This window comes from Arthrobacter sp. BGA-UO-ETr-C19, assembly GCF_059568005.1.
In genome coordinates this window covers 1-12490 of sequence record NZ_JCAQPC010000017.1, presented here as the reverse complement: position 1 = coordinate 12490, position 12490 = coordinate 1, and the positions used below count along the sequence as shown (strand labels likewise).

The 12490-nt window shown below is 63.1% G+C and carries 11 protein-coding genes; 8 read left to right on the top strand and 3 right to left on the bottom strand.

What is annotated here, in order from left to right; translation table 11 throughout:
* Nucleotides 1-174: 174 nt before the first annotated feature.
* Nucleotides 175-792 (bottom strand): TetR/AcrR family transcriptional regulator, encoded by a 618-nt coding sequence (locus AC57BR_RS09470; RefSeq protein ID WP_496359851.1) that lies wholly within the window; start codon nt 790-792, stop codon nt 175-177.
* A gap of 102 nt (nt 793-894) precedes the next feature.
* On the opposite strand from AC57BR_RS09470, the gene AC57BR_RS09465 reads away from it, so the two are divergent.
* The 3 genes from AC57BR_RS09465 to AC57BR_RS09455 all read left to right on the top strand — a co-directional run bounded on the left by AC57BR_RS09465 (nt 895) and on the right by AC57BR_RS09455 (nt 3821).
* Nucleotides 895-1794, top strand: coding sequence for a carbon-nitrogen hydrolase family protein (locus tag AC57BR_RS09465; RefSeq protein WP_496359849.1), 900 nt, complete (start codon nt 895-897; stop codon nt 1792-1794).
* Between the two features lie 10 nt (nt 1795-1804).
* Nucleotides 1805-3232, top strand: a complete 1428-nt coding sequence (locus AC57BR_RS09460; protein WP_496359847.1) for an APC family permease — start codon at nt 1805-1807, stop codon at nt 3230-3232.
* A gap of 352 nt (nt 3233-3584) precedes the next feature.
* Entirely contained in the window at nt 3585-3821 is a 237-nt protein-coding gene (locus AC57BR_RS09455) for a hypothetical protein (protein ID WP_496359845.1), read from the top strand.
* A gap of 272 nt (nt 3822-4093) precedes the next feature.
* On the opposite strand, the gene AC57BR_RS09450 is transcribed toward AC57BR_RS09455, so the two are convergent.
* Both AC57BR_RS09450 and AC57BR_RS09445 read right to left on the bottom strand, forming a co-directional pair.
* Entirely contained in the window at nt 4094-5155 is a 1062-nt protein-coding gene (locus AC57BR_RS09450) for a LacI family DNA-binding transcriptional regulator (protein WP_496359843.1), read from the bottom strand.
* Nucleotides 5156-5176: 21 nt separating this feature from the next.
* Nucleotides 5177-6409, bottom strand: coding sequence for a Gfo/Idh/MocA family protein (locus AC57BR_RS09445; RefSeq protein WP_496359841.1), 1233 nt, complete (start codon nt 6407-6409; stop codon nt 5177-5179).
* Nucleotides 6410-6563: 154 nt separating this feature from the next.
* On the opposite strand from AC57BR_RS09445, the gene AC57BR_RS09440 reads away from it, so the two are divergent.
* From AC57BR_RS09440 to AC57BR_RS09420, 5 genes are all read left to right on the top strand, one after another.
* On the top strand, nt 6564-7520 hold the full coding sequence (locus tag AC57BR_RS09440; RefSeq protein ID WP_496359839.1) for a carbohydrate ABC transporter permease: 957 nt from the start codon (nt 6564-6566) through the stop codon (nt 7518-7520).
* An 11-nt stretch (nt 7521-7531) separates the two neighbouring features.
* On the top strand, nt 7532-8449 hold the full coding sequence (locus tag AC57BR_RS09435; protein WP_496359837.1) for a carbohydrate ABC transporter permease: 918 nt from the start codon (nt 7532-7534) through the stop codon (nt 8447-8449).
* Nucleotides 8450-8529: 80 nt separating this feature from the next.
* Complete coding sequence (locus AC57BR_RS09430; RefSeq protein ID WP_496359835.1) at nt 8530-9876, top strand: ABC transporter substrate-binding protein; 1347 nt, start codon at nt 8530-8532, stop codon at nt 9874-9876.
* Nucleotides 9877-10280: 404 nt separating this feature from the next.
* Complete coding sequence (locus AC57BR_RS09425; protein ID WP_496359833.1) at nt 10281-12071, top strand: alpha-amylase family protein; 1791 nt, start codon at nt 10281-10283, stop codon at nt 12069-12071.
* Nucleotides 12072-12268: 197 nt separating this feature from the next.
* Nucleotides 12269-12490, top strand: a 222-nt coding sequence (locus AC57BR_RS09420) for a hypothetical protein (protein WP_496359831.1), incomplete at its 3' end; no start/stop codon positions are given.

Here is a 12490-nt window from a genome sequence, read left to right as displayed (position 1 = left end):
TCCAAGCGCAGCTCCAAGGAGCGCGTCGCCCCTCTCCCAACGATGGGGCATGCAGAACCACCGCGGCATCGCACCTCGGTGGCAGCGCAAGGGACCGTCCGATCTTGCCAGGCGGAGTCGTGCGCCCGCCGAATGGCTCCCGTCAACTGGTTGTGCGCGTTCTCGCGTGGGGAGTCAGCTGAGCTGTAAGTTGCTGCCGGTCTTGGTTTTTACCATGTTCGTCGCGTAGCTGATCAGGAATTGGTATTCGTCTTCCGGTGTCAGGTCACCGAGGAGTACATCCATTACGAGGCCGTCCTCTAGGGCTACGAAGCTCCGGGCCAGGAATCCGGCCGGCGCTGAGAGAGTGAAGGCATTTTCCTGCGCGCCTCGTTCCAGAATCCCTTTGTAGAGGTTCGTTTGACGCTCCACAAACGCCATCTGCTGCCGAGCGGCTGCTTTGTTGCGCAGATAAACCGGGATGAGTTCCACGAGGATCCGGGAAGCGGTTTCGCTTTCCCCGGCCCAAGGTATGCCTGAGTGGATGCATGCCCTCAGTTGCGCTTCAGGGTCCCTTTCGGCTTGGATGCGGGCCTCCCGGCGGTCACAGTACTCCGTAACACCTTGATTGAAGACCTCGCTGAAGAGCTCGTCGACGTCCCGGTAGTAGTACAGCACCGCAGCCGGGGTGACGCCGGCTTCATTGGCAATGTCGGAAAGGCGGGCCGCTGATGACCCTCTGTCCAGCAGGACTCGTCCCGCCGCTGCCAGCAGTTGATCCCGGCGTTCTGTCTGATTCCGTGGTCTTGCCATGCTCCAATGCTTCCACATCAGAGTCGAAGTGACCCTTGACACACCATAGTTAGTTAATTAATATTTATTTAATAAACTTCTCGACGCAAGGATGCATCTGTCATGACCCGACTCCTCCCCCTAGCTCTTGTGCAGTCACCTGCCGAGTCTCTGACTGATTTCGCTGCTGGTCTTGAGCGAAGGGTTAACGCGCATGCGGTCGCCGACCTTTTCGTTTACCCGGAGCTCCACTTGAACACGCCAGATTCTCCGGCTACCCAGGACCGGCAGGCATATATGGAAGCGTCGGCCGAACCTCTTGACGGTCCGCGGGGGCGTACCCTAGCCGAGCTTGCTGGAGACCTTGGGATCTGGCTTTTGCCGGGCAGCGTGCTCGAACGTGGTACGGACGGGCATATCTACAACACCGCCGTTGTCTACTCCCCACAAGGAAAGGCCGTGGCCAGCTACCGAAAGATCTTTCCGTGGAAACCCTATGAGACCGTTTGTTCCGGTAAGGACTTCGTAGTCTTCGACATGACCGGCTACGGCCGCATCGGTTTGTCGATTTGCTACGACGCCTGGTTCCCCGAACACAGCAGGCATCTGGCGTGGATGGGGGCAGAGCTCGTTCTCAATGTTGTCCAGACCCCGACCAACGATCGTGTGCAGGAAGTTGTTATCGGACAAGCCAACGCAATCGTCAACCAGAACTTCGTCGCCAGCGTGAACGCCGCGGGCCCGCACGGGGTCGGACGTAGCCTTCTGGTTGATCCTGAGGGCCGCGTACGAATCTCAGCTACCGGTCCCGAAGACGCAACCTTGGTCGACGTCATCGACCTGGACCAGGTACGAAATGTGCGCCAGCATGGCACCGCGGGCGTAACCCGCCCCTGGGACCAGTTCGCTGAAAACGACGACACCATTCCGTTGCCGCTCTACGCGGGCCAGCTTGATCCCCGCCTTTGGCGGCAGACCAACTCCCCGTCAAGCCTGGCCAACCTCAGCACTGCCCCAGCTTAAGGAAACCCTCATGTCCGCTGAGAACATCAAACTTACCCCGAAGCTATCCCTGCTGTCGGTGGTCGTGTTCGGCTTGGCCTATATGGCCCCGGGAATCGTGATATCGATCTTCGGCGTGATCTCCGCCACGAGCGACGGAACAGCCCCGACAGCATTCGCCCTTGCCGCCGTCGCGATGCTGCTGACTGCCCTCAGCTACGCGAAGATGGCAAAAATCTTTCCGAACTCGGGATCGGCCTACGTGTATGCGCGACGACTGCTCGATTCCCGCGTCGGCTTCCTCGTCGGGTGGGCAATCCTCCTCGACTACCTCTTCCTTCCCACCGTGGCCTGGCTCTTCCAGTCGTTCTACCTCGCAGCCCAGTTTCCCGACATACCCGTCTGGGCCTGGCTCGCTCTCAACGCTGGACTGACAACGATCATCAACGTCACGGGCATCGTACTCACCGACCGCGTGAACAAGACCCTGACCCTTCTGGTCGTTACCCTCATCGGCATTTTCATCGCCTACTGCCTGGCCTACCTCGGGGGAAACCCGACTGCGTCATTCACGGACCCCTTCTGGAACCACGCAACCACGGTCGGCGGTGTCGCTGCCGCGGCTGCGATCGCCGCCTACTCCTTCCTGGGATTCGACGCCGTCAGCACACTCAGCGAAGAAACCAAAGACGCCAAGCGCAACATTCCCCGGGCGATCCTCCTGACCGTCCTCGTCGGCGGAATACTCTTTGTCCTCGTCTCCTACATCATGCAGCTCGTTCACCCCGGCGGAGACTTCGAGGACGCAGCGACCGCGGCATACGCCATGCAGGTTCTCGTCGGCGGGCAGTTCTACGCCAACGTCACCAACATCCTCGCTATCGTCGGTGGGTTTGCGTCCGGGCTCGCGATCCAGGCCAGCACCAGCCGACTCCTTTACGTCATGGGCCGCGACGGAGTCCTGCCCCGCCGGCTCTTCGGCCGCCTCCACCCCCGAACCAAAACTCCCATCTTCAACCTGGTCCTCGTCGGTGCCGTGGCCATGCTGGCACTGAACATTTCCTTGGAAATCGCAACCTCCTTCATCAACTTCGGGGCCTTCCTGGCATTCGCAACCGTCAACCTCTGCGTCATCGCCTACTTCATCCGAAGCCGCCGACAAGGCACAACCCTGTCGATCATTGGCTTCATCGTCCTTCCGATCCTGGGCGCCGCCGTCGACATCTACCTCCTCACCCAACTGAGTCCCATCGCCATCACCATCGGCCTCTGCTGGATCGGCCTGGGCGTTCTCTACCTCGTCTTCCTCACCAAAGGATTCCGCAAGGAACCACCAGAGATGCGTCTCCACGCCCGCGACGGCCAGCCGGGCGAAGCCGCTAACCTTCAGCACTCAAACACTGACGACACGCGGTCAAGCGAGCAGACTGCCACCCAGGCGCAGCCCACCGAAATCTAACTCCCAGACGAATCACAAGGACGGGCCCGGACACCAGCCTCCAGGCCCGTCCTTGTGTGTGGCATGCGCGATCTCGAGAAGCGGCACTTTATCAGCGTCATTTGCCACCGTGCCCTTGTCACCATGGGCGCTCTCCAAAGTCCGTACCGTTCCGAGTGCCAATCCACTGCATCCCGGGCTGCGGACCAGCAACCCGGGATGCAGTGCAAGTTCGGGGGCAAACTCCCGGTCAAGAAGAATCTGGTCGGACGAGTCTGCCATCGCTGAAAACCATTTCTTCGTCCCGAAGAGCTACGTGCCCCAGTCATTAGCACCAAGTCGGAGAAGACATAAAGAGCAAATCAGGAGTCCAATGATTATCACGATCGAGGCCGACCGCTACTTCCACATCACAGGTCAATCCCCGACGGAAATCGAAGAGAGTATCAATACGGCTGTAGAGATGGCCCGTGACCACTCGATGACTGAAGGATTGCAGGGCATACTCCTAACGCGCCACGGACCTGACATGTACACGGTGAATCTAAGCTCTGATGTTCCCCACGGAGCAACGGTGGAACGGGATCTGGTCAGCAGTAACAAGGCTTAGAGGGGTTGGATCAACGATGAGCCCCCTATCGTCCAAGCGGTCGTTGCAACCATTGATGAGAGTGTTGTGGCGTTTTGCTCACCACCGCAGGCAGCCTCGGATTGGAAACCTCCGGGGAGCGAAAGTCCCGCCCACTTGGGGTACACCCCAACCTGACGCCAACGAACTCTTCCAGCCGAGACTGCTTTCAAGCAGCGTTGCCCATCTCCTTTTCGAAATCGTCAAAGCTCCGGGCCCCGGTGTCAAAGGTTCAGGCCCCGGTGCCCGTTGTGTTAGTGCTGGCCGCAGGATGCGCGCAGCACTAGCTCTGTGGGGAAGATTTTGGTTTGGGTTTCCCCTCCGGGCGTGGGGGCCAGGAGGGCCTCCAGTGCGGTCTGTGCGAGGTCCTTGACGGGTTGGGCGACGGTGCTGAGGCGGGGCCAGGTGTATTCGGATTCGGGCGAGCCGTCGAAGGAGAACACTGCGAGGTTCTCCGGTACCCGGAGGCCGGCTTCGTGGAGGGCGCAGAGCAGGCCCACTGCCTGCTGGTCGGAGCTGACGAAGACGGCGGTGGGCCGCTCGGCCCGGGCAAGCAGTTCCTGTCCGGCGCGGTGCCCGCCTTCGCGGGTGAACGGTGCCCTGATGATGGGGCCCGCAGTGAGGCCGGCGTCCTGGATGCCTTGATGCCATCCGACCTCGCGTGCGTCGAGTTCGCCGCCGGCGTTGCCGCCCATCACCAGCCCGATGTGTTCGTGGCCGTGGCTGATGAGGTGCTCCACCGCCGCGCGCGCCCCGTCTTGGAAGGCCACTCCGACGGAGTTGGAGCCGTGGTTTCCCGCGCCGTGCTTTATGAGGGCGGGACTTCCTGCTGTGGCGAGGTCGGTGCTGTGGTTCAGGAGCACGACGGGGATGTCTGCCTGTTCGAGGTCCATCAGGTCGGGCTCGAACAGCATGCTGCAGAGGAACAGTCCGTCCACCTTTCTGGCGGCGAAGTTCTTGATGAGGCGGCGCTCGGTGCGGAGCGAAGCCTGGGAGTCCGCCAGCAGGAGGGTGTAGCCCCGCTCGGCCGCGGCGTTTTCGACGGCGCGGGCGAGCGAGGCGAAGAACGGGTTCATGGCGTCGGAGACGATCATGCCGAGCATTTCGCTGGAGCCCAGAGCAAGTGCCCTGGCTGCCGCGTTGGGCCTGTAGCCCAGTGCCCTGATTGCCTGCCGCACCTTGGCCTCGTTCGCCGGTGATACTGGTCTGGGTCCGCCGTTGACCACGTAGCTGACGACGGCGGGGCTGACCCCTGCCAGCCGGGCGACGTCATCGCGTGTGACGGCGGCCTTGGCGTGTGAGGTGGGGTGCGGCATGGCAACCATGCTAGCGGCGTTTTACTGGGCGGATTCGCGGAGTGCCGGGCGGGGCCGCTCTGCGGGGGCGTCGCCGAAGTCGGGCACCGGCAGGCGTTCGCCGCCGCGCAGTGCGGACTGGTGGGCAACGATGCCTGGAAGCGTGTAGCGGGCCGCTTCCCACGCGTTGACCGGAGGCAGGGTGCCGGTGTTGATGGCGGTGACGAAGTCGTCCACGAGGAAGTGGTGGCTTCCCTCATGGCCGTTGGGCAGGCCTCGGAACTCCGCCGGCAGGCGTCCGGCGTCGTGCACGGATGCCATGCCGGAGATAAAGGCATCGCGCAGTGCGGGCGCGACGTCAGCAAGCATGGGGTCATCCGCGTCCATGGTGGCCTGGGTCTCGAGCTGGTCACTGATGTCGGTGACGGTGTGCTTGTCCTGCCAGACGCTGACCAGGGCGAGCTGTTCCATGCTTGCCTCGGTGCCGAAGTAGCGGAAGCGGCTCTCGCGCAGGTGGGAGGGGTAGCCCACCCTGCGGAACTCGTTGATGCGCATGGACCCGCCGCATGCGAGTTCGAACAGGGCGCTGGCGTTGGAAAAGTCGTTGTCGAACATGCTTACCTCGCGGTCGAAGACGCCGTCGCCGCGCTCGTCCCGGACCCCGACGCAGCTGACGCTGACGGCGTGGCCGCCGGTTGCTCCGAGGACCCCGCCTACAGAGTGGGTGGGGTAGAGCATGGGCGGGTAGCTGGCGGTGGCCTGCCAGTTTTCTCCGCCGCTGTACTGGTAGGCGTTGTAGAAGCCTAGGTCCATGTCGTGGACGTAGTCGCCCTCCGCGTAGAAGATCCGGCCGAAGGCGCCCTCGGCATTCTTCTTGCGGGCCAGGACGGTTGCCGGGTTGTAGTAGCTGGTCTCACCCATCATGTAGGTCAGCCCCGTCTCCCGGACCGTGTCGATGATTTCTGCGATCTCCGCCTCGGAGATGGCCATCGGCACGGCTGAGTAGACGTGCTTGCCGGCCCGCAGCGCCTGCACCACCAGGGGTCCGTGCGTCCAGCGCTGCGTGAAGATTGCGACGGCGTCGACGTCGCTTTCAAGCATTGCCTCGAAGCTGTCGAAAGTCCCTGCAGCCCCAACACTGCCGGCCTGGGACTCCGCACGCTCACTGATGAGGTCGGTGAAGTAGATGTCTGAGATTCCGGGGTGGGCAGCGAAGAGCTTGGCGAACACGCCTGCGAACTGTCCTGCACCAACGATTCCAATTGAAGAAGTCATGGGAAAAAGCATGGGCCACAAATCTACGCGCGTCAAGCGACTATTTTTCTTGTTCTGCAACGCCCTTATCCAAAGGAAATGGTTTGCCTAAATTCACGCAACGCGCGTAGAGTGTCCGCCAAGTGTTACCTACCTCACAGGAGAGGGATTAACGATGACCACCACTGCCGCCAGCCGGGCCGCCAGAGCCGGCGCAGCGCTTCACGAACAACCAGGACGGGCCGGGAAGCCCTTTTGGCGCCGGAACCACGGGGACCTGCGGATTGCCCTGTTCTTCATCGCCCCGGCCCTGCTCGGTTTTGTCACCTTCTATGTGGTTCCCGCGGTCCGGGGGACTTACCTGAGCTTCACCGAATACAGCCTGCTGGGAGACCCCGAGTGGGTTGGCGGTGCGAACTACGCAGCGATCGCGAAAGACCCGCTGTTCTGGAACGCACTGGCGGTGACGGGGGAATACGTGCTGATCAACATGGTCCTCCAGACGGTTCTGGCCCTGGGTCTGGCGCTGCTGATGCACCGGGTCGCCAAGTCCACCATCATCAGGGGAGCGCTGCTCCTGCCTTATCTGATGGCGAATGTGATCGCGGCATTGCTCTGGTTTTGGCTCCTCGATTACCAGATCGGCATCGTCAACCATTTCATTGAAGCCCTCGGGTTACCGCGGGTGGCGTTCTTCGGCAGCGAGGCATGGGCCATCCCCACCCAGGCCCTGATCAACACGTGGCGTCACGTGGGCTACACCGCACTGCTGATCTTCGCCGGGCTCCAGGCCATTCCCCGACAGGTCTACGAGGTGGCCGACCTCGACGGCGCCTCCCCGTTCCAGACCCTGTGGCGCATCACCCTGCCCCTGCTGCGACCGGTTATCGCGCTGGTGGTCATCGTCACCGCGATCGGATCGATCCAGATCTTTGACACCGTTGCCGTGACCACCCAGGGCGGCCCGGTCAACGCCAGCCGGGTCCTGCAGTTCTACATCTACCAGCGGGCCTTCACCGAGTCGGACTTCGGCTACGGTTCAGCCCTCGCCGTCATCCTCTTCGTCATCCTCGCGGTGGTGGCCTTCGTGCAGATGAAGTTCCTCCGCGGCAACGAGTCGGACCTGGACTAAAGGAAACAGCAATGACCGCCACCAACCTCCCCCGCCGCCTGCAGCGGTTCCGCAAACCCATGACCGTGCGCCGGGCAATGTCCTGGGCCCTGATCATCCTCGCCGTCGCCGCCTCCGTGCTGCCCTTCTACTGGGTCCTCAGGACCTCCCTGTCCACCAACGGTTCGCTGGCCAGCAACGCGACCAACCTGCTGCCGGCCGACTTCAACCTCGGCGCCTTCAAGCGCGTGTTCGGCCTCCAGTCAGCCGAAGAAGCAATGGCAGAGGGCGGCTCCGGGGCGCACATCGATTTCTGGCTGTACCTGCGCAACTCGGTCCTCTTCGCCTCCATCACCACGGTGGGTGCGTTGTTCTTCAGCGCGATGGCCGCCTACGCCTTCGCCCGGCTGCGCTGGAAAGGCCGGAACGCTGTCTTCAGCCTCTTCCTCGCCACCATGATGGTCCCGGGGATCTTCACCGCATTGCCTAACTTCCTGCTCATCAAAAACCTCGGACTTCTCAACACCCTGCTCGGCCTGGTCCTGCCCTACCTGTTCATGAGCCCGTTCGCGATCTTCTTCCTGCGGCAGTTCTTCCTGAACATGTCCCGGGAAGTCGAGGAGGCAGCGATGCTCGACGGCGCCAAGCACCTGCGCATCTTTTTTCAGATCGTCCTCCCCAACGCCGCAGCACCCCTGGCCACCCTCGCGCTGCTGACCTTCATCGGCCAATGGAATGAATACTTCTGGCCGCTCCTGGTCGCCAACCAGGACGACCTGAGGGTCCTCACCGTCGGGCTCGGCGTCTTCAAGGCCCAGGCCCCCCAAGGCGCTCCTGACTGGTCCGGCCTGATGGCCGCAACCCTCGTCTCAGCCCTGCCGATCCTCCTGCTGTTCATCATCTTCGGCAAGAAAATCGTCAATTCCATCGGCTTCTCCGGCATCAAATAATCCCCGGGACCAGCTCCCAAACCCGCCAGACGAGCGCCGCCCTGCCGGCGTGCCCCCACCCAGTCCCGAAAGGACCCACCATGAAAAAGAAAACAGCCAGCGCCATCGCCGTTGCGGCTGCCGCCGTTCTTGCCCTGTCCGCCTGCGCAGGCGGCGGAGGCACCTCCCCAGAGGAAGCAAAAGGCGAGCTGAACTACTGGCTCTGGGACCCGAACCAGCGCCCGGCCTACCAGCAGTGCGCCGACGACTTCCACAAGGCAAATCCCGACATCACCGTCAAGGTCACCCAACGCGGATGGGACGACTACTGGGCCACCCTCACCAACGGCTTCGTTGCCGGGAACGCCCCGGACATCTTCACCAACCACCTCACCAAATACCCGGAACTGATCAAGACCAAGCAGCTGCTGCCCCTTGATGACGCCCTCAAGAAGGACCCGGTCGACCTCTCGATCTACAACAAAGGCCTGGCCGACCTCTGGGTCGGCGAAGACGGCAAGCGCTACGGGCTGCCCAAAGACTGGGACACCGTCGCCATCTTCTACAACAGGAAAATGACCGCCGACGCAGGCATCAGCGAGGAACAGATCAAAAACCTCAGCTGGAACCCTCAGGACGGCGGCAGCTACGAGAAGACCATCGCCCACCTGACCGTGGGCAAAAACGGCAAACGAGGCGACGAACCCGGCTTCGACAAGAACAACGTCGCCGTCTACGGCCTGGGCCTCAACGGCGCAGGCGGCGGCCTGGGCCAGACCGAGTGGAGTTACCTCACCGGTACCACCGGCTGGACCCACACCGACAAGAACCCCTGGGGCAGCCACTTCAACTACGACGACCCCAAATTCCAGCAGACCATCGCCTGGTACGCAGGCCTCATCGACAAGGGCTACATGCCCAAGCTGGAAACCACGGTCGGGGCAAGCACCGCCGACATCTTCGGCGCCGGCAAGGCAGCGATCAACGTCAACGGCTCCTGGACGATCGGCCAGTACACCAGCTACAAGGGCATCGATCTTGGCATCGCACCCACTCCTACCGGTGTCAACGGCAAGCGGGCATCCATGCTGAACGGTCTCGGGGACACCATCTGGGCCGGCACGAAGAAGCCTGCCGCCGCCGCGAAGTTCGTCGAATACCTCGGATCCGCAGCCTGCCAGGACGTGGTCGCGTCCAAGGCAGTGGTCTTCCCCGCCGTCAAGACCTCCTCCGACAAGGCAGCGGCGGCTTTCAAGGCCAAGGGCGTCGACGTCACACCTTTCACCCAGCCCGTAAAGGACGGCGCCACGTTCCTCTTCCCCATCGCCGATAAGGCACCGAAGGTCGAAGGCATCATGAAACCCGCCGTGGACGCCGTCGTAGCAGGCAAAAACCCTGCCAGCTCGCTCACCCAGGCCAACGAACAAGTCAACGCCCTCTTCAAGTAACCATCCGACGCCACGGGAGGGGCGGGCCCTTTCGGTTCCGCCCCTCCGCCCGCGCGAGACGATTCCCCTTACAGGACCACCATGTACACCGATGCATCAAATGAAGACCTCCTCCACGTTCGCGTCCAGAAACGCAGCCAACTAGAGGACCAACTGGACAAAGCTGTGAATATCCTCGCCGAACGGGCCCCCCTCTGCGGCGGCCAAGGGATCCTCGTTGCCCGGCACTCCGCCCGGGACTTCACCGTCCAGCTCCACCCTGGCGTCCCATTCGGAACCATCCAGGAAAGGCAGGAATGGTAGTCCGCACCGGGCACAGCCTCCCCTGCAAACATGACCGGGAAACACCCACCCCACGCAATGAAACGCCACCGGAAGCCGCAACTCAACCAACGGAGAACCCCTTGACCCTGGACCTGCACGCAAGCAGCACACGTCCGTTCCTGGCCGCCGGGATGGAGATCTCGATAGACCCCGCGCGTCAGGTCCTCACCCTGGCCACCCCCGACGGCGCACCCCTGGCGCGCCTGCGCCTGCTTTCCAGCATCAACACCACCGCCGGAACTGACGAAATCCGCGTCACAGACGTCGACGTCAGCGCCACTGGCGGGAACCTAACCCAGGTCGGAATCACGGCGAAAAGCTCACTGTGGCAGCACCACCACACCCAGCTGAGCGCCGAAGGCGACGCCCTCGAACTGACGACCACCGTTCAGGGCACGGGCCGGATCACATCCATCCGCCAGCTCGGCGCCCACGTGGCGGGCTCCGGTCTGCTGCCCAGCGACCTGCTGCACAGCACCGTCTTCTCCCCCAACCCGGACCGGCCATGGCAGGTCCTCCGCCAGGCGGGGGAATCCGCTGCCCTGGGCGTAGTGGGAGACGGTGGTCAGCCCGGCGTCGGAAGATGGCTCTTCACCCCACCCCCACTGTGTCTGGCCCTCTCCCCCGACAACCCCGCCGCATCCCCGGCACCGGCCGGTCCCTGCCTGATGATCGGTGTCGCAGCCAGGCGGCGCCCCTTCACCCAGTTCACCTACGACGCCCTCACCCCGGGCTTCTCCCTCCGTTACGACTACGACGGACACACCTCGGTCGAGGGCCAATTCAGCACACCCACACTCCTGCTGTTCCTCGCCGATGACCCCTACGACGGGCTCAAACGCTACCGCGAGCTGCTCGACGCGCGAGGTCTGCTGCCCGCCCGCACCCAGGCTCCGCCCTCACCAGCGTGGCTCGAACCGATGTTCTGCGGCTGGGGCGCCCAAAACGCCGACGTGATGGCCTCCGTCGACGGTCAGCGCCCAGCAGTCGACCGGGCCCGGCAGGCAGACTACGACCGCTATCTCAACACGCTCGCCACGCACGGAATCGTGCCCGGAACCATCGTCATCGACGACAAATGGCAGCAGGACTATGCCACCTGCCGGCCGGACATCGAAAAATGGCCGGACATGGCCGGATGGATCCGGAAACGGCATGACGCCAGCCAGCGGGTCCTGCTCTGGTACAAGGCCTGGGATAGCGAGGGCGCACCACCGGAAGCCTGCGTCCGTGACCACACCGGTCAGCCGATCGCCCTCGACCCCGAATCACCGGCCGGGCGCAAGCTGATCCAGCAAGCAGCACGGTCCATGATCGGCGAGCTCGGTGCCGACGGAATCAAAATAGACTTCACGGCCTCCACCCCCGCCGGCTCCGCCCTCACCCATGCCGGGCCATCATGGGGCATCGACCTGCTCCACGAACTGCTCGCAGTCCTCTACCAGGCCATCAAAGACATCAACCCTGACGCCCTCGTAGTCACCCACACACCAGACCCCGGCTTCCGCGACGTCACCGACATGCTCCGCCTCAACGACGTGCTCATGCTCGACCAGCCAGGCGGCCACGCCGAACCACCCCATACCACCCCCGGCACCGGCGTCGTTGACGCCATGACCCACCGGGCCCGCGTCGCCACCTCTGCATGCCCGGAACTGCTGATCGACACCGACGGCTGGGCCCTGCCCAGCCAGGCTGCCTACCAGCACTGGACCTCGGCGCAAGCCGGTCTCGGGGTTCCCAGCCTCTACTACACCGACCGCCTCGACCTAACCGACCCCACCGAGCAACCCATCCCGCCCGCGTCCCTGCACGCCACCGCACAGCACTGGGCCGCCTACCGGGCCGCGCTGAACGTCCAGGCCAAATAGCACCCGCCGCCAGTAGATTTTGGGCTTCAAACGAAGGATGGACCGCCGAAAACCCTCCTTGGCCGTCGGGTAGGTACACCCAAACCTGACGTCAAAACCGTCTGACAAGGGAGGACCGGCATGGCCGGAGCTCCTACTCGTTGTCCCGCAGACGACTCCCGTCACAACATGTGACATAGCCACTCACTGTCCCACTGATGCCCGTGCTGGTCGCCGAGCATGCCCTGGGCCCCGAGGCTTCTATCGTGGCTCAAATGCAGCTCAAAACCGTGGCCGCAGGCAACATCCGGGGCGGTTTGGGACTGTCCGATAAACGGTGTGTGGAGTCCGGCCGGTTTTCATTATTGAGTGGTTCTTTCGAACCGGCCGGCGAAGGTAATAGCGAACGCGTTCAGCGCAGGCTTCCACCTCATCACCCA